Source organism: Bradyrhizobium sp. CCBAU 11357 (assembly GCF_028128865.1).
GTDB lineage: Bacteria > Pseudomonadota > Alphaproteobacteria > Rhizobiales > Xanthobacteraceae > Bradyrhizobium.
The window spans coordinates 122376-141763 of sequence record NZ_LBJW01000016.1; the positions used below are offsets into that span (position 1 = coordinate 122376).

General features: G+C 63.8%; 20 protein-coding genes and 1 tRNA gene. 8 read left to right on the plus strand and 13 right to left on the minus strand.

Translation table 11 applies throughout. The features are described from left to right. Positions 1-56 precede the first annotated feature (56 nt). Positions 57-1253, plus strand: coding sequence for an FAD-dependent monooxygenase (locus tag XI05_RS03915; protein ID WP_271498787.1), 1197 nt, complete (start codon positions 57-59; stop codon positions 1251-1253). A gap of 113 nt (positions 1254-1366) precedes the next feature. On the opposite strand, the gene XI05_RS03920 is transcribed toward XI05_RS03915, so the two are convergent. The 3 genes from XI05_RS03920 to XI05_RS03930 are packed head-to-tail and all read right to left on the minus strand — an operon-like array spanning position 1367 to position 4158. Further along, on the minus strand, positions 1367-2545 hold the full coding sequence (locus XI05_RS03920) for a saccharopine dehydrogenase family protein (RefSeq protein ID WP_271498790.1): 1179 nt from the start codon (positions 2543-2545) through the stop codon (positions 1367-1369). A 9-nt stretch (positions 2546-2554) separates the two neighbouring features. Next, entirely contained in the window at positions 2555-3337 is a 783-nt protein-coding gene (locus XI05_RS03925) for a DUF169 domain-containing protein (protein WP_271498793.1), read from the minus strand. Positions 3338-3390: 53 nt separating this feature from the next. Beyond that, positions 3391-4158 (minus strand): YdcF family protein, encoded by a 768-nt coding sequence (locus tag XI05_RS03930; RefSeq protein WP_212255511.1) that lies wholly within the window; start codon positions 4156-4158, stop codon positions 3391-3393. Positions 4159-4354: 196 nt separating this feature from the next. Between XI05_RS03930 and XI05_RS03935 the strand changes: the two genes are divergently transcribed. The 3 genes from XI05_RS03935 (at position 4355) to XI05_RS03945 (ending at position 6247) form a co-directional block, all read left to right on the plus strand. Beyond that, a complete protein-coding gene (locus XI05_RS03935; protein WP_271498795.1) occupies positions 4355-5296 on the plus strand; it encodes an acetamidase/formamidase family protein in 942 nt (313 codons plus the stop codon). Between the two features lie 199 nt (positions 5297-5495). Beyond that, positions 5496-5693 (plus strand): hypothetical protein, encoded by a 198-nt coding sequence (locus XI05_RS03940; RefSeq protein ID WP_007603456.1) that lies wholly within the window; start codon positions 5496-5498, stop codon positions 5691-5693. A 74-nt stretch (positions 5694-5767) separates the two neighbouring features. Further along, positions 5768-6247 (plus strand): GcrA family cell cycle regulator, encoded by a 480-nt coding sequence (locus tag XI05_RS03945; protein ID WP_271498798.1) that lies wholly within the window; start codon positions 5768-5770, stop codon positions 6245-6247. Positions 6248-6520: 273 nt separating this feature from the next. Here the strand turns inward: XI05_RS03945 and XI05_RS03950 are convergent, their stop codons facing one another. Further along, positions 6521-8008: a porin gene (locus tag XI05_RS03950; protein ID WP_271498801.1), complete on the minus strand. Its 1488-nt coding sequence runs from the start codon at positions 8006-8008 to the stop codon at positions 6521-6523. A gap of 411 nt (positions 8009-8419) precedes the next feature. Here XI05_RS03950 and XI05_RS03955 point away from each other — a divergent pair, with 411 nt between their 5' ends. Next, on the plus strand, positions 8420-8926 hold the full coding sequence (locus tag XI05_RS03955) for a MarR family winged helix-turn-helix transcriptional regulator (protein WP_035712871.1): 507 nt from the start codon (positions 8420-8422) through the stop codon (positions 8924-8926). Positions 8927-8940: 14 nt separating this feature from the next. Here XI05_RS03955 and XI05_RS03960 read toward each other — a convergent pair whose 3' ends face one another. Both XI05_RS03960 and XI05_RS03965 read right to left on the minus strand, forming a co-directional pair. Continuing rightward, positions 8941-10053 carry an alpha/beta hydrolase family protein gene (locus XI05_RS03960; RefSeq protein WP_271498804.1) on the minus strand — a complete coding sequence of 371 codons (1113 nt, stop codon included), beginning with the start codon at positions 10051-10053 and terminating at the stop codon, positions 8941-8943. A 252-nt stretch (positions 10054-10305) separates the two neighbouring features. Then, positions 10306-11277: an SDR family NAD(P)-dependent oxidoreductase gene (locus tag XI05_RS03965; RefSeq protein WP_271498806.1), complete on the minus strand. Its 972-nt coding sequence runs from the start codon at positions 11275-11277 to the stop codon at positions 10306-10308. Between the two features lie 404 nt (positions 11278-11681). Here XI05_RS03965 and XI05_RS03970 point away from each other — a divergent pair, with 404 nt between their 5' ends. After that, the gene (locus tag XI05_RS03970; protein ID WP_025036674.1) at positions 11682-11921 is read left to right on the plus strand and encodes a hypothetical protein; all 240 of its coding nucleotides are present in this window, start codon (positions 11682-11684) and stop codon (positions 11919-11921) included. A gap of 152 nt (positions 11922-12073) precedes the next feature. On the opposite strand, the gene XI05_RS03975 is transcribed toward XI05_RS03970, so the two are convergent. Further along, on the minus strand, positions 12074-13048 hold the full coding sequence (locus tag XI05_RS03975) for an alpha/beta fold hydrolase (RefSeq protein WP_271498810.1): 975 nt from the start codon (positions 13046-13048) through the stop codon (positions 12074-12076). Positions 13049-13169: 121 nt separating this feature from the next. Between XI05_RS03975 and XI05_RS03980 the strand changes: the two genes are divergently transcribed. Further along, a complete protein-coding gene (locus tag XI05_RS03980; protein ID WP_271498813.1) occupies positions 13170-13793 on the plus strand; it encodes a TetR/AcrR family transcriptional regulator in 624 nt (207 codons plus the stop codon). Positions 13794-14155: 362 nt separating this feature from the next. After that, positions 14156-14662 (plus strand): septal ring lytic transglycosylase RlpA family protein, encoded by a 507-nt coding sequence (locus tag XI05_RS03985; protein WP_271498816.1) that lies wholly within the window; start codon positions 14156-14158, stop codon positions 14660-14662. Between the two features lie 294 nt (positions 14663-14956). On the opposite strand, the gene XI05_RS03990 is transcribed toward XI05_RS03985, so the two are convergent. The 6 genes from XI05_RS03990 to plsX all read right to left on the minus strand — a co-directional run bounded on the left by XI05_RS03990 (position 14957) and on the right by plsX (position 19303). Beyond that, positions 14957-15910, minus strand: a complete 954-nt coding sequence (locus XI05_RS03990; RefSeq protein ID WP_333939815.1) for an outer membrane protein — start codon at positions 15908-15910, stop codon at positions 14957-14959. An 83-nt stretch (positions 15911-15993) separates the two neighbouring features. Then, a tRNA-Pro gene (locus XI05_RS03995) sits at positions 15994-16071 on the minus strand. Between the two features lie 116 nt (positions 16072-16187). After that, positions 16188-16766: a MerR family transcriptional regulator gene (locus XI05_RS04000; protein WP_271498823.1), complete on the minus strand. Its 579-nt coding sequence runs from the start codon at positions 16764-16766 to the stop codon at positions 16188-16190. A gap of 24 nt (positions 16767-16790) precedes the next feature. After that, the gene (locus XI05_RS04005; RefSeq protein ID WP_036010431.1) at positions 16791-17132 is read right to left on the minus strand and encodes an integration host factor subunit alpha; all 342 of its coding nucleotides are present in this window, start codon (positions 17130-17132) and stop codon (positions 16791-16793) included. A 132-nt stretch (positions 17133-17264) separates the two neighbouring features. Continuing rightward, positions 17265-18245, minus strand: coding sequence for a beta-ketoacyl-ACP synthase III (locus XI05_RS04010; RefSeq protein ID WP_172783466.1), 981 nt, complete (start codon positions 18243-18245; stop codon positions 17265-17267). Further along, positions 18242-19303, minus strand: a complete 1062-nt coding sequence (gene plsX, locus XI05_RS04015) for a phosphate acyltransferase PlsX (protein WP_271498827.1) — start codon at positions 19301-19303, stop codon at positions 18242-18244. Before plsX ends, XI05_RS04010 begins: the two co-directional genes overlap by 4 nt. Positions 19304-19388 lie beyond the last annotated feature (85 nt).

Sequence of the window (19388 nt, forward strand, 5' to 3'; positions counted from 1 at the left end):
AAGATATTTAGCGACCGTATTTTCTCCTAGCACCACGCAAACGTCGGGAGCAAGCCATGGCCCACCGTCCCCGCAAGGCGCTGATCATCGGCGCCGGCATCGCTGGACCCGTCGCCGCGATCCTGCTGCGCCGCGCCGGCATCGAATCCGCGATCTACGAGGCGTGGCCCTATTCGAAAGGTATCGGCGGCGGCCTGCAGATCGCACCGAACGGCATGCATGTCCTGGACGAGATCGGGCTTGCGAAGGAGCTGATCAGTCGCGGCTCGGTCGCGGAAGCCTTCGACTTCTACTCGCAGCGCGGCGAGAAGCTCGGCTCGATCAACCGCGACATGGCGCGGCGCTTCGGCCAGCCGGCCGTCAACATCGCCCGCGCCGCGTTGAACGAGATCCTGATCGACAAGGCCTGGTGCGCCTGCGTCTCGCTCTATTTCGAGAAGCGCCTGATCAAGATCGAGGACCGCGGCGACCAGCCGATCATCGCCTACTTCGCCGACGGCACCACCGCCGAAGGCGACTTCCTGATCGGCGCCGACGGCGTTCACTCGGTCGTGCGCCGCCAGGTCGTACCGGATGGCCCGCAGCCGTTCGACACCGGCCTGATCGGCTTCGGCGGCTTCGTGCCGCACGCCGTGCTCGACGGCAGATCCATTGGCCATCACGTCGAAACGACGTTCGGCCAGAGCGGCTTCTTCGGCTACGGCTATTGCGGCCCCGATCCGATGGACGGCGTGATGTGGTGGAGCACGCAGCCGGCACACGGCATGGACGCGGCGATGTTCCGCGCGCTTGACCCTGCGACGCTGAAGCAGCATCTGCGCGGCTTTCATCACGGCTGGCATGATCCGATTCCCGCCATCATCGAAGCGGCCGAGACCATCGTCGTCACCGACACGCTCGATGTCGCGACCCTGCCGACCTGGTCGCGCAAGCGTTCGCTCTTGATCGGCGATGCCGCGCACGCAACCAGCCCCCATGCCGGCCAAGGCGCCTCGCTCGCGCTGGAGGACGCGATGCGCTTCGCGCGGCTGATGCAGGAGGGCCAGGAGCTCGGCGCCACCTTTAGGGCATTCGAGGCCGAGCGCCGCCCGCGCACCGAGAAGATCGTTGCCATGGCCCGGCGCAACGGCAACAGCAAGCGCGAGTTCAGCGCCACCGGCGCCTGGGTCCGCAATCAGATGCTGAAATGGCTGCTGCCGCTGGGCGCCAAAGGCATGGACTTCATGTACGCCTATGACGCGCGGGCGGCGTAGGACTCCGCTGCTGTAGGGTGGGCAAAGGCGCACTTGCGCCGTGCCCACCATCTCTCCGCAATCGCAATAGAAGCGGTGGGCACGCTCCGCTTTGCCCACCCTACGATACCGAACTAGCTCTCCACCCTGAACGTCAGCCCCGCGTTGTCCTGCAGCCGCTTGATCAGCTTGTGCTGCATCGCCGCGCCCGGCGTCCAGAAGCCGGCGGGAACGTCGCTCGCATCACGCAGCAGGCAGATCGCGCATTCGGAGATCATCTTGGAGGTCGAGCCGTAGCCGGGATCGCGATCACCGGTGACGCCGGCGCGGACCATGCGGCCGTCTGGGGCGATCGCGACATAGAGCAGGTTGAACAGGCCGTTCTCCCGCTCCTCCTTCGACGGCCCCTCGCCCGGCTTCGGCGCGTTCGGCCCGGTCTTCTCGGCATTGGCCGCCATGACGCGCTTGGCGTTGGCTTCGCCCTTCTCGCCGGCGCCGGTCAGGACCATCTCGTCGTAGACGAAGTCCTGGCCGTAGGGAAAGCCCATCAGCATGTTGGAGCGGTGGACGTTGCGCGTGTTGATCAGCGCCATCATGAACGGCGCGGCCCAGGATTGCAGGTCCTCCTCGAAGACGGCCCTGTTGCCCTTGGGCTGCTTCGGACCGGTGAAACCCGGCGTCAGCGCGAAATGATCGTTGAGGATGGCGACGAGGCTGAGGTCCTTGGCGACGGCATCGAAGGTCGCCTTCGCGCTCGCCGCGGTGCCGCCTGACAGCGTGCCGCGCATGTCGCGCACGCGGCCCTTCACGCGCGGCGCCGGCGCGCCGAGCACGCGCTTTGCCTCTTCCTGCACGAAGAAGGTACCGAGCTCGAACGGCACGGAATCATAGCCGCAGGAGAACACGATGCGCGCGCCGCTCGCCTTGGCGGCCGCGTCGTACTTGTCGATCATCTGCCGCATCCACACCGGCTCGCCGCAGAGATCGAAATAATCCGCACCCGCAGCGACGCAGGCAGCTAGCAGATCCTCGCCATAGAATTGATACGGACCGACCGTCGTGATCACCGACTTGGTCTGCGCCACCATCGCCTTCAGCGACGCCGCATCCGACGCATCCGCGACGATCAGCGGCGTGTCGGCCGGTGCGCCGATCGCATCACGGACCGATTTCAGCTTGTCGAGGCTGCGGCCCGCCATCGCCCATTTGAGCGCCTTGTCGTCTTGGTAATGCGCCGCCAGATATTCGGCGACGAGTTGGCCGGTGAAACCGGTCGCGCCGTAGACGACGATGTCGAATTTCGCAGAGCTCATGATCGGCCTTTACTTCTTCGCGTAGCTCACGCCCATGCCGGCACGGACGTCGCTTTGAATGCCATAGGGCGGGATCGGATAGCGCAGGCCGTTCTTCGCCAGCGCCTTCATGCCAACAATTGCCTTGGCGAGATGCGAGGGCTTCAACGCCATCAGCATCTCCTCGTCCGGCACGCCGCCATAGCGCCGTTCGGCATAGCATGGCAAGGACAGGCTGGGCTCCCCGGTCTTGAGCGCCCGCCCCCAGGAATCCGCACAGGCGGTCTCGCCGACCACGCCCCATTCGAATTTCTTGTAGCCGGTATATTGCAGCCCGTTGATCAGGATAATCATCTGGCCGGGCGTTGCATAGACGAGGCAGATGTCGGGCGGATCGAGCCGGCCGCTCGCCAGCGGACTGACGACGAGCGCCTGATAGTGTCCGAACGGAACCACGTCCAGCGCCTCCTGGCGCTTGCGCGCGTCTTCCGCGGTGCCGTGCCAGACCCCGACATAGTTTTCGCCGGCGAGCCATTTCTCGTCCTGCGGGCTGAGACCGATCACGGCGCGGCATTGCGCGCCTACGAGATCGTCGGCGGTGATACCGACGGTCCAGCCCAGGCGCGCGGCCATGCTGACGATCTGGTCGGTGGTGTGAATTGCGTTCGGGCGGCGGATCTTCGGGATCGCCTCCATCTCCGCGACGCTCGCGAACAGCTTCATGCCGATCACATTCGTCTTCAGCCGCAAAAGGCTGTTGAGATCGGCGACGAGGCCGGCGAGATCGATCCTGTCCGCACTCTGCTGTTGCATGGCTTCCTCCGCGGCGGCGATCGCGCGCCGTGTTCTTGTCTTGTGGCCTCGTTCTAGTCCTTGCCTGGCCCCGGAAGCAACTCGCCGGTCCTGCCCATCAGGCGGTAGGCCACGAGACCAATCCACTCGCGGATGGCGACTTCCGTTCGGCCGAGCCCGTCCGCGCCCATATTGGTGAAGGAGAACAGATCGTCGCGTCCTCCCATCCGCCAGTCCACCGGATAGGCCTCGACGTCAAATCCGGCCTTGCGGAAGATTCCCATCGAGCGCGGCATGTGGAAGGCCGACGTCACCAGGAGCCAGCGCTCGCCCGGCTTTGGCGAGACCAATTGCTTGGTGAAAATCGCATTCTCCCAGGTGTTGCGGGAGTGACGTTCGAGGATCAGGCGGTCCTTCGCGATGCCGAGATTCTCCAGGATCGGCGCGGAATAGTCGGCTTCCCTGGCCTCGGTCGACATCAGGTTCGCGGTGCCTCCGGTGAAGACGATGCGCGCATGGGGATAACGGCGCGCAAGCTCGGCGGGCGCAAACAGGCGATCGGCCGCGCGCGCGACGACCGGCGTGCGATGCGCCGCCGATAGATCGGTGTCGACCGAGCCGCCGAGCACGATGATGCCGTCGGGCGCGCCGCGCGCGGCGTCCCAGGGCGGGAAGCGCGACTCCAGCGGATAGAGCAGGAGATTGCCGAGCGGCGAGAACGCCGCGAGCGCCAGCAGCACCAGCGTCGTTATCGCAAGCCTGCGGCCAAATGCGGCAAAGCGTGTCCCCATCAACACCACAGCCACAATTCCGAGCTCGACCAGGAGATTGATCGGCAGCAGCGCGGTGCCCAAGGTCTTGGAAAGAACGAAAAACAGGGGAGCCTCGCTGAAAATCACCTGGCCTGAATTACCGGCCTGAACGACCTGGACGGTCTGTGCGGGGCTTGACCGGCCCCGCCATCTTCAGAAATCTTCTTGAAAGAGGATCGATCGCCGGGTCAAGCCCGCGCTGATGAAACGAAAGCGGACGCGGCACATGACCCATCATCACCTGCATTCCAGCCCCCAAACCTGCCATTGGGGCTTCTTCGAAGCCGCACTCAAGCCCGTCCTCACCGTGGCCAGCGGCGACGAGGTGACGGTCGACACCATCAGCGGCGGGCCTGATGTGCTGCCTGATCGGAACAAATTTCACATTCCGCCCGAAATGCACGACGTTCATGCCACAAGCGAGCGCATGCTGCCGGGCCACATCCTCACCGGTCCGATCGCGGTCGAAGGGGCCGAGCCCGGCGACGTGCTTGCGGTCGAGATCCTCGACGTGCAGCTCCGGCAGGATTGGGGCTGGAACTTGATCAAGCCGCTGTCCGGCACCCTGCCCGACGATTTTCACGAGACGCGAATCCTGAACATCCCGCTCGACCGGACGCGGATGGTCGGCCGCATGCCGTGGGGCCTCGACCTGCCGCTCAAGCCGTTCTTCGGCGTGATGGGCGTGTCGCCGCCGCCGGCCTGGGGCCGCATCTCATCGCTGATCCCGCGCGCGATGGGCGGCAATCTCGACAACAAGGAGCTGGGCGCCGGTGCGACGCTGTACCTGCCGGTATTCGTGCCGGGGGCGATGTTCTCCTGCGGCGACGGCCATGGCGTTCAGGGCGACGGCGAGGTCTGCGTCACCGCGATCGAAACCGCGCTCAAGGGCCGCTTCCGCCTGACGCTGCGCAAGGACCTGAAGCTCGACTACCCGCGCGCCGAGACACCGACGCACTACATGACCATGGCGATGGACCCCGATCTCGACCAATGCGTGGTGCGCGCGCTGCGCGACATGATCGCGCTGCTCGGCGAGACGCGAAATCTGTCCCGCGAGGACGCCTACACGCTGTGCAGCCTCGCCGCCGATCTCCGGGTGACCCAGACCGTCAACGGCGCCAAAGGCATCCATTGCATGATCGAAAAGGCGATCGTGCACGGCTGAGCCGGGCCACCCCTCCCCGGCCGATTGACGCCCCCCGCCGCCGGTCTGCCGCGCGGTGCGCTGAGCCGTGGGTCATTTCCCGTGCGATTCCAACATGCTGAGCGTCACGCACAGCCCGCATTTGACTTCCACCCCCGAACCTAAATAGAGTCTTAATCGATACTTTTATGTACCTGAGTAAGAGGCTAGCGTTCGGGCCATGGCCACCGAAAAAGCCGAGACTGACCGCATTCCCGTAACCTTGGCGCTCTCGACCATCACCTACCTGGAGAAGCTGGTGAGACAGGGCACCCACGGCACCAGCGTTCCCGGCGTCGCACGGACATTGATCGAGGAAGGCATCCGTCTCGCCATCAAGGACGGTCTGCTGTCGATCCGCGACAATGGCAGGACGTGAGCGCGCTTGGGGCGTGAGGCGGACGGATCTCGAGAAGCGGATGGCCGACATCTGCAACCTGGGATCGTCGACAAATGCCTGTTCTCTCACCCACCTGGACCGACGAACGAATTGAACTCCTGAAGCAGCACTTCGAGGCCGGCCTCTCCTGCCGCGAGATCGCCGCCGACATCGGCGTCAGCCGCAACGCGGTGATCGGCAAATTGTCGCGGCTGAATCTGACGCGCGGCCGGACGGTCGACGACCGCAAGGTGCAGGACAGAGGCCAGGCGCCGGCGCGGCTGCGCAAGGCCGTGCCGCGGCTCCAATACGAGATGCTCGCCACGATCTATGGCGAGACCGATGCGCCGGTACTTGCAGGCCCGATCGACGAGGCCAACCGCTGCTCGCTGCTGGAGCTGTCCGAGAATCGCTGCCGCTGGCCGATCTCGACGCCGGGCGCGGACGATTTCTGCTTCTGCGGCAATGCGGCGCCGGACGGCCAGCCCTATTGCGCCGGCCACAGCCGCCTCGCCTACCGCCCGCCTGTGCGCGGGCGCGCGATACGCGGCTGACGTTGCGCGCATCTCGGCAACAAAAAACCTCCGGCGGGGCATCGCCGGAGGTTTCTGGAGGCTTAGCATGAAGCTAAGAGCCGCAACTTTCGTATCTGGCTGAGAGCTATATAGCTTAGTAGCTCAAGTAAGTAAATAAATTTGAGGCGATCGAATCGCATGGCTCGCCTTCGTGTTCCGCAACGCCATTCGATTTTTCAGAAGACGAAATGCCCATAAAAAACCCCGGCGGTTTCCCGCCGGGGTTGTCCGATCGATTTGCGCGGTCGATGATCAGAAGTTGCGCTGAGCGCGCAGCATCATGCTGACCGAGTTCTGGTCCTTCAGCTCGTACACGGCCGCCGGCTTCGCAGCCGAGGCAATGCCCGGGCTCGCGATGGACCCAGAGTACTTCTGGTCCAGACGCGACCAGCTCAAGTCGGCCGTGAACGCCAGGTTCTTGACGGGGGTCCACACGGTGTTGACACCGACCACCGCGAAGTTGAAGTCCGGATTACAGGTCGCACCGGCCACGGCGATCGCAGCGAAGTTGGTGCAGATCAGGCCTTTGCCCGTCGTGCCGTACCTCAGCTGGGCATAACCACCGTACACTGCGCTCGCCCAGTTCGGGCTCCAGTTGTGGGTGTAGCCACCACGGACGCCCCAGGTCTTGACGGTATCGATGCCGGTAGCCGTTCCGAACACGCCGTCAGCCAGACCGGCGAACCCGGTGCTCTGATACGCGCCATTGCTGCTGCCGCTGAACATGAAGAAGCTCTGCGGGAACAGGCTCTGGAAGTTGTAGCGCGTCGCACCGTCCGTGTAGACCGCCTGCAGGTTGATCACGTCACCCGCGCCGGTCGGGATGTTCTTGATCGACAAAGCGCCCTGCACGGCCCAGCCCCACTTGTCGGAGGGATGACCGGAGACTTCAGTCGCGCCGTAATAGGCTGCATGGAGCTCATGCGCGACAACCGACAGCTGAGCCAAACCCCAGGCCTGGTCGACACGAACCTGACCGATGATGTCGGGCGAACGCGTGCCGCCCCAGGCGCTGGCGCCGTAAACGCCGGTCACGAACTGGGCCGCCGTGCCCGACGACACGTTCCAGAGGTTCGACTGACCATTGTTCGCCGAAGTCTCGTCCTGCAGCGCAAACGAAGCAGTGATGCCCTGGCCGAAGTCAGCCGTGTAGGCAACCTGGTTCACGCCGTTGGTGTGGTTGGAGCCGCCCGGAATGGTATCGGGGCCGCCAGCCGGATAGCTCTGCCAAGGAGCGTCGAAGATCGAGACCGTGCGGCCGAAGGTGAAACCAGCGAACTGAATGAACGCATGGTAGAGGCCGAGCGAGGCCGAACCGGTCGAGAACGCCGACGGGTTGCTGCCGGTGACGTTGGTAGAGTCATAGCTGAAGACCGCGTCGGCGTAGGTGCGAACGACGCCGTATTCGGTCGCCGTGCGCGTGTCGACGTTGAAGTCGAAACGAGCGCGGCTGAAATAGTAGTTGGTCAGACGGTTGTTGGACCCGCCGTTCACAGTGCTCGAGCTGTTCCTGAAGCCATAGTCGCCGCCGCCGCCGAGAAGCATGTCAGCGCGGACGTAACCACCCAGCTTGATGCAGGTGTCGGTGCCCGGGATGTAGTAGAAACCTGCGCCGTACAGCGAGCAGATCTTCACGTATTCGACCGCCTTGGCCTTGACCGGAAGATCAGCCGCCTGAGCTCCACCGACGGCGATCAGGGTCGCCGCAGTGCCGAGCAAAAGGCTCTTCACCACTTTCATTTAAAACCTCCAAGTTGCTCATTTGACGGAGACCGGACCGTGCGGCCCCCCAGATCCCCGTCTCTTCATCAAATCCGCTCGGCCGCTTCGCGTTTTCGGACGTACCCGCATTCGCGAGGGACGTGAGCGAACCACCTGCAACGGGACGATCGAGAACCCCCTACCGTCACGGATCAATATGCCCGCACAGTTCCGTTAATCAAAATAGTTTATTAGATCAGCTTTGTGGTTTCACTAACCCTGTGTCTGTGGCGCAACACCGGTGCTGAGCGAAAAAGGCTGACTGGGTCATATTTGTAGTTTTCGTGACACGATTACCCTGCTCTGCACTTGCATCAGAGCAGAGTTGCGTGGACTATGCCCACCCCATATGAGCCGTGGGAAAGAGAATCAGCTTGCGGGAGTGACGCTGTGTCCGCGACGAGGAAGGAAGGCGCGCGCCTGCGCACCATCGGCAACCTGGATATCATCAGGCGCTTCACCTGGGAGATATCGTCGATCAACATGTATCTTGAGGAGCTGCGTCAGTTCTGGGCGAGGACGCTCGGCATCAGCGGGCCGCAATGGCTGATCCTGATGGCCATCTCCGACCTCGACAAGGACGACGGCATTCCGGTCAACGTCGTGTCCAAGCTCCTCCACGTCGATCCGTCCTTCGTCACCACCCAGTCCAAGCTGCTGGAAAAGAAGGGCCTGTTGCGCCGCCGCCCCTCGCCGACCGACGCGCGCGTGGTCCGGCTGTCCCTGACCGAGAAGACGCAGAAGCACCTGGCGAGCCTCAACGAGCAGTACAAGACCATCAAGGAATTCGTCTTCCAGGAGTTCGACGAGGCCGAGCTCACCGAATTCACCACCAAGCTCGCGACGTTGAAGACCCGCCTGGAAAAGGCCTGCGTCCGCCTCACCCTGGACTTCTGACGGTCGCGCCGCCGCTAGATTCGCAGGCCGCCGCCGAGCCGCGATTCCAGCCAGTCGAAGATGTATTCGTTGGCAAGACTCGGATTGTCAGCATGGGCCTGCGCCGCGCCGGTCTCCGCCGCGGTGAACACTTTCAGCATCACATCCGAGGTGCCGAGCCGGGAGTCCCGGACGAGCTGACGCGCCCGGTCCGCCTTGAGCCAGCCGTCCTCGCCGAGCGTGATCAGCACCGGACAGTCGGCGCTGGAGGCCATCAGCGGGGCATGCGGCACCGGGACGATGCTGACGTCGCTCATCGCGAATCGGCTGGCGAAGAAGGCCCGCTCGTGCAGGTCCCACAGGCCGCCGTCGCAGACGGCGGCGGCAAGCCGCGGCTCCTGCAGCACCGCACGTGCGACGAAGGACGAGCCCCAGCCATCGGCGATGATCCCGACGCGGGCGAAGTCGACGTCCTGCCGCGTCTCCAGATAGTCCATGACGCCGGGAATCGCGCTCTCGAGATCCTGGCGCCGCAGCAGCGCATCGAGAAAATCGTCGCGCTGGTCGCCGAACAGGTCGAGCGCCAGCATCGAGAAGCCGCGCTCGCGCGCATGCGGCACGAGCTTGAACAGAAATTCTTCCTTGCGGTGGCCGGGCTCACCGATGCAGATCACGGTCGGGGCCGACTCCTTCCCCGATGACGCAGGAAGGAAATAACCCTGCAGCGAATGCCCGTCGAGCCAGGGTATCGTCACCACCTCTCCGGCGGGGCTGCGCGCGGCGAGATAGCGGCGCGCGCATTCCTGCATCGCCAGCACCGCGACCCAGCGGCGCTCATCGGAGGGGTCGAGCGGCATCGCCGCGGCACCGTAATAATTCATCGCGCGCAGCCAATTGCGCTGCGCGCTGGCCAGGTGTCCTTCCGCGAACGCGGTCTCCGCGCGCTGCCGATTGGTCTGCGCCAGCTTCTTCCACTCGCGATACCAGGAAAGGTCGTCGGCGCCTTTCAGCCGCCGCGCGATCATCAGGCATTCCGCGATCGTGGCGCCGCCTTCCTGGGCTGCGGTGAGGAGCCGCGTGAACTCAGCCGAGATGTCCTCTCGTTCCGGGCAAAGGGTCCAGTCGTCGGAGAGGCATGCGGGGATCATCGGGAGCTACGTTCTATGTCGCCTTACACAAGACTGACTAAACCATTTCAGATCGCCGACCAAGCCGCCGCGCGCGCCATTACAGGCATTTGAGATCAACATCGCTTGAACATCGTCATGATGCATGCGTGACCTCCCCCACAGCTCATGGAGTGGGGCGAACGTTGGCAGGAGCTGGCACACAAAATTGTTCGAGCCTCTCTTGCCATGACGATCATCATACCCATATTCGCGCGCCCCCCAAGGGCGGCCTCAACCAAGCCGCCAGCCGACCTCCTGCGTCAAACTTTCGTAGAAGGCACGGTCGTAAGCCTGCTCCGGCGTGGCGCGCACGCGCTCGTCGAGGCGCTTGGCATCCTCGCCGACGAGGATGCGCCACCGCTCCGCCTTGACGCCGTCGAGAATGATCTTCGCCGCCTGCGCCGCCGTGGTCGGCGCGTCCTCCAGGAAGCTGCGGGCGCGCTCGGCGAACGCCGCCTGGATGTCCTCGTCCGACATCTTATCGGCATCCGGCACACCGGCCGCGGCCATGCGCTTGCGGGTCAGCGCCACCTCGTCGGCATTGAGCTTCTCCGAACCGTCGCCGCTCTGCACCTTGCGCGAATTGGAGACGATCGACGTGCCGATGTGGCCGGGCATCACCACCGAGCATTTGACGTGCGGGGCATGCAGGCGAAGATCGTTGATCAGCGCTTCGGTAAATCCCTTCACCGCGAACTTGGCGGCGCTGTAGGCGGTGTGCGCCTGGTTCATGCCGATCGAGGCCCAGAAGCCATTGACGCTCGCGGTGTTGACGATGTGGGCCTCGTCCGCGGCGACCAGCATCGGCAGGAACGTGCGCACCCCGAGATAGACGCCGCCCCAGCAGATGTTGAAGGTGCGCTCCCATTGCTCGCGGGTGTTGGTGAACAGGCTGCCGCCCCCGCCGATGCCGGCATTGTTGAACAACAGATGGATCCTGTCCGTCTTCTGCTGCTCGGCGAGCTCGTCGCGAAAGCGCTTCAGGTGATCCTCGATCGCGACATCGGCGACGTGCGTCGTGACGCGCAGGCCCTGCGGCAGCTTCTCGACTTCGCAGAGCCGCTTGGTCTCGGCCATGGCCGCTTCCGAGACGTCGCACATCGCGACGTTGCAGCCTTCGGCGACGAGCTGCCGCGCGAGCTCGCGCCCCATTCCCGTGCCGCCGCCGGTGATGACTGCGATCTTTCCAGCAAAATCCTTCATGGGACTTCGGTCCCTCCCCTTGTCGGTGTGTTTCTTGGTCACGGCGCCACTGACCGCGGCCCGCGCAAAACTGTAGCAGCGCGACATCCACGGGTAAAAGCGTGCGCTGCCATCCTCGCCTTCGGTTATTTCGGCAGGCGGACTACGGGCGACGCTGTGCGGGCCTTGTGAAGTGGCTCATAGGCAACGCGGCCCGGACAATCGATCATTCCCGGGTATTTTCCTGCAGGTTCCCCGTATTTGTCCGGCTTCGGGTTAATGGCATTTTTTTACAATCCGAATCGTCCAATGGGGGTGGACGCTGGGTTGAGTCGACTGGGCCAGCGTGTTGTTTGCGTGTCACAGGCTCTGGCACTCCGCTTGCATCCTCTTCGTGGTCAGAAACAACCGACGAGGTGATAGGAATGTTCGTGACCGTCGTTGCCGTGCTTTGCCGGCTTGGCGCAGCCAGCTCAGGCAGTTGCGTCGAGGAAATCGTGACCGACAGCAACATGACGCCCGAGATTTCGCTGATGCAGTGCGCGATCGGCGCACAAGCGCCGCTTGCGAAGTGGATGGGCGAGCATCCGATCTATCACGCGAACTGGCGCCTCGAGCGCTACAAATGCGTGCCGGGTCACTATGAGATCAAGGGCCACGCCTAAGGCCCCGCAAAACTACTGGTACCAAGACCACGGATACCAGGACGACCGAGCCAAGAGGAAACGCCCCGGGGGCCGCTTATCCCTCCGTGCGGACAGTGACAGCGCCAGACCGATCGTGGCAAGCGCTCTGTGACAATGATCACGCCCTCCTTCTAAGCCACCTCACGCAAGATGATCGCACGCGCCCGCCGTCCTTCCGGCGTCGGCATCAGCGCGAAGTTGTGCGGTTGCTCGCGCAGGAGATGCAGTTCGACCGGCACGCCCACCGCCCTCGCCCTTGCGGCAAGATCGACGCTGTCGGGATACAGAAGATCGCGCGTGCCCGAAAAGATCGTCATCGGCGCGAGCGCGCGGAAGCCGCCGTTGAGCGGGCTGACGAAGGGATGGCCGACATCGAGCTCGCCGGCATAAAGACGTGCCGCCTCGACGATGCCCGGAATGTCCTGGATCGGATCGAGCGCCGCGATCGCAACCTGCTCCGGACGGCTGATAGAGGCATCGGCCGCAGGCGAGATCAGCAGCATCCGGCTCGGCTGCCGATGACCGCGATCGCGCAGCCATTGGCAGGCGGCGAGCGCAAGGCCAGCGCCCGCCGAATTGCCTACGACTGTCACCTTCGCCTCGCCCGCGTCTTCCAGCAGCATGCGCAGCAGCTCGGCCGTCGCCGGCACGACGTCCTTGGCGGTCGCCCGCGGCGCCAGCGGATAGATCGGCACGACGCAGCAGACGCGCGCCTTGCGCGTCATCTCACCGACGAAGCGCCAATGCGCCGGCACGATCTCGTTGATGTAGCCGCCGCCATGCAGGAACATGACGTAGTTGCAGCCCTCGTGGCCCGACGACGGCGCGGTGTAATAGACCGGCCAGCCGCCCATCTTGGTCAGGGTCACCTCGACGCCACCGCCAAGTCCCGTCGGCTCGAACGAGGCCGGATCCAATGCGAGCTTCTGCACGTGTGCCTGCACGACCTCGGCTGATGCCAGCTGCTTCTTGAATGGAAGCAGCCGCAGCAGCAGGTTGAAGGCCCGGCTTTGCAGGCTTGGTGCTGGATCGCGCGGCGCCCGCGCGCCGAATACGCAGCCGCCCGGACAGAATTGAAGGGCCGATACAAGTCTCGCAACGCTCATCGCCACATCCCCATCCGGCTGTTTCGACCCGGCGACGAAGAGGGTTGCCGACCCGCCGCCACTTGCCGATATAATGCGAGCATTCACTCGCTTTTCCTACTCGCATTCAGATCACAAGGCCGTGGCCCGCAAACCGCCCACAAAACCCCGGAAAAACGCCTCGCAGGAGCGATCCCGCGCCACCGTCGACGCGCTGGTCGAGGCAACTGCTCGCATTCTGATCAAGGAAGGCTTTGAGAAGGCCAGCACCAACCGCATCGCCGAGATCGCCGGCGTCAGCGTCGGCTCGCTCTACCAGTATTTTCCAAGCAAGGAAGCCCTCGTCGCCGCCGTGATCGACCGCCACAACGATGCGATCATGACGGTCGTCCGCGCCGCCTTCGCGGAGGTCGCCGACCTGCCGATCGAGAAAGCCGTGCGCCGCCTCGTCACGGTCGCGATCGAGGCCCATCACATCGATCCGAACCTGCACCGCGTCCTCGCCGAGCAGATCCCCCGCTCCGGCCACCTCGCGGAGGTCGAAGCCTACAGCCACGAGATCCACGCCCTCGTGCGCGCCTATCTCGAACGCCACCGCAAGGAGATACGCAAGATCGACCCCGCGCTCGCAGCGTTCATGTGCGTGAGCACGATCGAAGCCATCGCGCACAACACGGTGCTGAACGGCGCCGAGATGCTGTCGGAAAAGATGGTGAAGGTGCTGGTGGACGAGACGACGCGGATGGTGGTGGGGTATTTGAGGTAGGTGGGCGCCAAGCCAGGGCACTTGCGATCTAGCTACGCACGACGCTTCTAGCTTCGCACCTAGCCTGATGAAGATCGCTCTCCCTGCGTCCGAAGCTGATCGTATCGCGCGACCCACCTCCGCCCGGCCGCGACCACCTCTATCGTAGGCCGGCAGCTCACCTCGCTGATTTAAATATTTAAATTTATTTAATTCCGGAAAATAAATACCATATTATTTGAGGTCTGGAGAGCGGGACCGCGGTCAATCTCAGTCAGGTGCTCCGCGGTGTCGGTATGCCATCACCGTTCTGCGCTTGTTAGGAACGCGACCTCGGGAGCTTGCATTGTCGGCTTGATCTTCAATCGTTCATGAGGTCGACAATGCATCTTCTCATCAGAATGGCGGCGATTGCGACATTCCCTGTTTGGATCGGATTGAACGCGAACGGCGCTCAGGCACAGGATTTCAAGGACCGATGGTCCATCATTCCGAGCGCACAGGCAGAGCCGGCGCCTGCTGGAGTCGAACAGACGAAGAAGGATCTGATTGAGGCGCCACCTCCAACCGCACAAGAGCCATCGGCTGATCGCTCGGGCATGCGATCTTTCAATCGAGTCTTTTCGGGAAAGGCCTCCTACTATTCGTATTCCAAAGGCAAGACAGCGAGCGGTTCGTCATTCAATCGGAATCACCTCACGGCAGCGCATCGCAGCCTGCCGTTCGGCACCAAGGTCCGCGTGACCCATGGCGAAAGCAGCGTCATCGTCACCATCAATGACAGAGGCCCGTTCATTCGTGGCCGCGTCCTCGATCTCTCGCTCGCTGCCGCGCGCAGCTTGGGGATTACGAATCGCGGCGTCGCTCAGGTTCGTGCCGAGGTGTTGTAGCGGATGACTTTTGAAGCGCCCTGACATTAAATAACCCGACGCGCTTGTGGATATGCCCCCTCGAGTACTCGCCGCCTTCACGGCGTCAGCGCGATAAAGGCGGTCGCGCACACTACCGTGCTGGCGTGATGGCCACGGAGATGGTCCGGACGCTGGTGGACGAGACGACGCGGGTATTTGAGGTAGGTGGCGCTTACAGATAGAACGATGTGGTGACTGGAAAACATTCCGGCGAGGCTTGCGCGACCGATTGCCGGGGGTCCCTATCATTCCGAGGGCAAGATCTGATGAGGCTCAAAAGTGATAGTTCACGCCCACTCGCGCCACGTGGAAATCCGCGCGGCCGAAATTCGCAGTGTATCTGGACAGGTTCGGACCAATACCCGTTGCGAGTGCGTTGGCCGTCACTGACGATTTGCCGAGGTCAACGTAAAGATACTCGGCCTTGAAGCTCCAACGAGGCGCGAAGCGCCATTCGCCGCCTCCACCCAACGTCCAGCCGGTCTGAATGCGGGAATTGCTCCCCGTAAAGCACGTCAATCCCGTTGTACAAGCAAATGAAGTGCCGCTGACGGAGATACTGAAGCCTGCCGGCGGTCCGTTGACGATGTAGTCGTCAAATGTCGCCACCCGACCAAAAGCGAAGCCGCCGGTCCCATACAGAAGCACGCTAGGCGAAACCAGCGCCCCAAAGCGCCCACGAATACTCCCCCACCAATCAATCTTTTGCTCGGCCGAGATGGTCTGTGTGAAAGCTGGGGCCAGGAGCGGTACCGTTTCGCGACCGCTTCCGCGCAAGCTGGATGCGCTCAAGTCACCTTCAACGCCGACGAGCCATTGGCCGCCCAGCTGCCAATTGTAGCCCGCTTGCAAACCTCCCGTTACACCACTCATCGAAAAATCGTGAGGGCTGGGAGCAACCTGCCCCGCAAACGGAGGTTGAAGCGGAACTCCGGGATTGAAAATGAAAGCTGAAGCGGCGTCACTCGTAAAACCCACGGACCGGTCTGCCCATGCGCCGCCAACGTTGCCGCCAGCATAAAATCCCGTCCAGCTTGGGTTGGAGTCAGCCGGGCGCGCCTTCGTGAAAAGTGCAGGGCTTTGGTCAGCAGCTTCCGCCCCGGCGACACTCGCCAAGACTGCTATAGCAGCCAGTCCTCTTCTCACGGGACGCCCCCTTCGCGATTCCAAAGTGCCCGAAATTCTTAAATCATGTTGACGCTGGACGCTGTGACGTGGGGGCAACACCTGCGGGACGTTGCAAAATCAACCGCAAACGGCCGGCCCGCGGTAGACCGACGGCCGGAAAGGAATTCGATTCTTGAAGAATTTGGTCGGAGCGAGAGGATTTGAACCTCCGACCCCTAGTCTCCCAGACTAGTGCGCTAACCGGGCTGCGCCACGCTCCGAATGTCGTTCCATTAGCTAGGATCGCCGCTTTGCGCAAGGCGACGTCACACCATTTTGGTGTATCCGCCCAAAGCGGGCCGGAACTGCCCGCCGAGCCGGCCGAAAGCTGCCCCTACTACCCGTCCTTCAGCGCCTGATCCAGCATCTCCTTAGCTGCAACGAGGTCGGCGAGCGCCCGGCTGAGCCGCTCCCGGTCGAGCGCGCTGGGGCCGGCGGGCGCGGCGGCCCCGCCTTTGCGGAAGGTGGTGAGGATCTCTTCGTCGTCGATCTCGGTGAAGCGGAAGTCGATGCCTTCCTCCTCATCGCCCTGATAGTCGTCATCGTCGGTGTCGGTGACGCCCTTGATGGGCGCTTCCTCGTCCTCGGGCTCCATCAGGCTCGCGCCGATGGCGTCCTCGATGGCGCCGAACGAGACCGCGGCCGCGCTGTCGGCGAGGCCCTGCACCGATTTGACGCCGTGCTCTTTGAGGATCCGCTGCACCCCGCGGATGGTGTAGCCCTCGCCGTAGAGCAGCCGGCGGATGCCCTTGAGCAGGTCGACGTCGTCGGGGCGATAATAGCGGCGGCCGCCGCTGCGCTTCATCGGCTTGATCTGGGAGAAGCGGGTCTCCCAGAACCGCAGCACGTGCTGCGGAATGTCGAGTTCCTGCGCTACTTCGCTGATGGTTCGGAACGCATCCGGCGCCTTGTCCAAATGCCAGTCCTTTCCGAAAGGCGGTTACGCCTCTTCCTGAGCCTGGGTGGCGTCGCCGTTGGTGCGGTGCTGGGCGTTGATCCGCTGCTTCAGGATCGCCGAGGGCTTGAACACCATGACGCGGCGCGGCGAGATCGGCACCTCGGTGCCGGTCTTCGGGTTGCGGCCGATGCGCTGGCCCTTCTTGCGCACCATAAAGGAGCCGAACGAGGACAATTTCACCGTCTCGCCCTTCTCCAGGCAGTCGGTGATCTCCTTCAGCACGAGTTCCACGAAGGCGGACGATTCCGTGCGCGACAGGCCCACCTTCTGGTAGACGGCTTCGCACAGATCGACACGCGTTACGGTTTTGCTGGTCTCGCTCATCGCCCTGCCCCACCTCACGGCGAACAATTCTTGTCTGAAATTATGAGCTTACGATACGGCGGTCAACACCGCACATCAATGCAGACCTAGCGATAATCGGCGCGGATTCCGGCAAAATTTTATCGGTGTGGCCTACCAGCGCACCAGCGCGGAGCCCCAGGTGAAGCCGCCGCCCATGGCCTCCAGAAGGACCATGTCGCCCTTCTTGATGCGGCCGTCCCTGCGCGCCACGGAGAGCGCCAGCGGGATCGAGGCCGCGGAGGTGTTGCCGTGGCGGTCCACCGTCAGCACCACCTTCTCGGGCGCGATGTGCAGCTTGTGCGCGGAAGCGTCGATGATTCGCTTGTTGGCCTGGTGCGGCACGAACCAGTCGATGCCGTCGGCATTGAGCCCGGTCGCCTTGAAGGCATCGACGATCACGTCGGTGATCATGCCGACCGCATGCTTGAAGACCTCGCGGCCCTCCATGCGCAGATGACCGACGGTCTGGGTCGAGGACGGCCCGCCGTCGACGAACAGCTTTGCCTTGTGGCGGCCATCGGAGCGCAGATGCGTGGTCACGATGCCGCGGTCGGTCGCGGCATTGCCGGGCTGCTCCTGCGCCTCCAGCACCACGGCGCCGGCGCCGTCGCCGAACAGCACGCAGGTGCCGCGATCATTCCAATCGAGGATGCGCGAGAAGGTCTCCGCGCCGATCACCAGCGCGCGCTTGTAGGCGCCGGTGCGCAGGAAATTGTCGGCGGTGGCCAGCGCAAACACGAAGCCCGAGCACACCGCCTGGAGATCGAAGGCCGCGCCATGATTGATGCCGAGCCCGTGCTGCACGGCAACCGCGGTTGCAGGGAAGGTGTTGTCGGGCGTCGAAGTCGCCAGCACGATCAGCTCGATCGACTGCGCGTCCACGCCGGCGTCGCGGAGCGCCGCCTGTGCCGCCTTAATGGCGAGGTGCGAGGTGAACTCGCCCTCGGCCGCGATGTGCCGCTCGCGAATGCCGGTGCGCTGCACGATCCACTCGTCGGAGGTGTCGATGCGCGCCGCCAATTGGGCGTTGGTCACCACCTGCTCCGGCAGATAAGAGCCGCAGCCGAGCACGACCGAACGAATCTGAGTCACGAAACATCCTCCGGCGCGGGCTGCACGGATTTGAGTGCACCACCCTCGCGGTTGAGCATCTGATTGATCTTGTTCAGGAGATCGTAGTGAGCCATCTCATAGCCAACATCGATCGCATAGGCAAAGCCTTCGGCGTTGGTTCCGCCGTGGCTCTTGACCACCACCCCGTTCAGTCCCAGCAGCACGCCACCATTGGACTTGTTGGGGTCCATCTTGTTGCGCAGGGCCTGAAAGGCGCTGCGGGCGAAGAGATAGCCGAGCTTGGACGTCCAGCTCCGCTGCATCTCGTTACGGAGCAATTCCGCCATCTGCCGTGCGGTTCCCTCGGCCGCCTTCAGCGCGATGTTGCCGCTGAAGCCTTCGGTGACGATCACGTCGGCCAGGCCCTTGCCGATGCCGTCGCCCTCGACGAAGCCGATATAGTCGAGCTCCGGCAGGTTCCGCGCCCGCAGGATCTCGCTGGCCTCGCGGATCTCCTCGTGGCCCTTGATCTCCTCGGCGCCGATATTGAGCAGCCCGACGGTGGGCCGGGTCTTGTTGAACAGCACGCTCGCCTTGGCCGCGCCCATCACCGCCATCGAGACCAGGTGGTGGGCATCGCCGCCAAGGGTGGCGCCGAGGTCGAGCACGACGGACTCCCCGCGCAGGGTCGGCCAGATCGCCGAGATCGCGGGGCGGTCGATGCCCGGCAGGGTGCGCAGGTGGAAGCGGGCCATCGCCATCAGCGCACCGGTATTGCCGGCGGAGATCGCGACATCCGCCTCGCCCTTCTTGACCGCATCGATCGCTAGCCACATCGAGGAGGTCTTGCGGCCGCGCCGCAGGGCCTGGCTCGGCTTGTCCTCCATGCTGACGGCGACGTCGGTATGGACGATTCTGGAGGTGGCTTTCAGCTTCGGGTGCTTGTCGAGCTCGGGCCCGATCCGGGCGCGGTCGCCGACCAGCAGGAACTCGGTGTCGCGATGCCGGCCAAGCGAGATGGCGGCGCCCGGAATGACCACGGCGGGGCCGACATCGCCCCCCATGGCGTCCAGCGCGATGCGAACCTTGCTTGGCATGAAAGTCCTGGAAACCTGGTCTGGTGCGGTCTGAGCTAGCGGGGCCGCAAAATTGGGTTTGCCACCGAGATGGCGGCCGGCCAAG

What these genes read in the sequence shown, in the direction of transcription:
- XI05_RS03940 (WP_007603456.1), top strand. Translation starts at nt 5,496, where the DNA reads ATGGCCACCGAAAAAGCCGAGACTGACCGCATTCCCGTAACCTTGGCG.
- plsX (WP_271498827.1), bottom strand. Translation starts at nt 19,303, where the DNA reads ATGCCAAGCAAGGTTCGCATCGCGCTGGACGCCATGGGGGGCGATGTC.
- XI05_RS03965 (WP_271498806.1), bottom strand. Translation starts at nt 11,277, where the DNA reads ATGAAGGATTTTGCTGGAAAGATCGCAGTCATCACCGGCGGCGGCACG.
- XI05_RS03970 (WP_025036674.1), top strand. Translation starts at nt 11,682, where the DNA reads ATGTTCGTGACCGTCGTTGCCGTGCTTTGCCGGCTTGGCGCAGCCAGC.
- XI05_RS03945 (WP_271498798.1), top strand. Translation starts at nt 5,768, where the DNA reads ATGCCTGTTCTCTCACCCACCTGGACCGACGAACGAATTGAACTCCTG.
- XI05_RS03950 (WP_271498801.1), bottom strand. Translation starts at nt 8,008, where the DNA reads ATGAAAGTGGTGAAGAGCCTTTTGCTCGGCACTGCGGCGACCCTGATC.
- XI05_RS04005 (WP_036010431.1), bottom strand. Translation starts at nt 17,132, where the DNA reads ATGAGCGAGACCAGCAAAACCGTAACGCGTGTCGATCTGTGCGAAGCC.
- XI05_RS03920 (WP_271498790.1), bottom strand. Translation starts at nt 2,545, where the DNA reads ATGAGCTCTGCGAAATTCGACATCGTCGTCTACGGCGCGACCGGTTTC.
- XI05_RS03925 (WP_271498793.1), bottom strand. Translation starts at nt 3,337, where the DNA reads ATGCAACAGCAGAGTGCGGACAGGATCGATCTCGCCGGCCTCGTCGCC.
- XI05_RS03975 (WP_271498810.1), bottom strand. Translation starts at nt 13,048, where the DNA reads ATGAGCGTTGCGAGACTTGTATCGGCCCTTCAATTCTGTCCGGGCGGC.
- XI05_RS03960 (WP_271498804.1), bottom strand. Translation starts at nt 10,053, where the DNA reads ATGATCCCCGCATGCCTCTCCGACGACTGGACCCTTTGCCCGGAACGA.
- XI05_RS03935 (WP_271498795.1), top strand. Translation starts at nt 4,355, where the DNA reads ATGACCCATCATCACCTGCATTCCAGCCCCCAAACCTGCCATTGGGGC.
- XI05_RS03985 (WP_271498816.1), top strand. Translation starts at nt 14,156, where the DNA reads ATGCATCTTCTCATCAGAATGGCGGCGATTGCGACATTCCCTGTTTGG.
- XI05_RS03915 (WP_271498787.1), top strand. Translation starts at nt 57, where the DNA reads ATGGCCCACCGTCCCCGCAAGGCGCTGATCATCGGCGCCGGCATCGCT.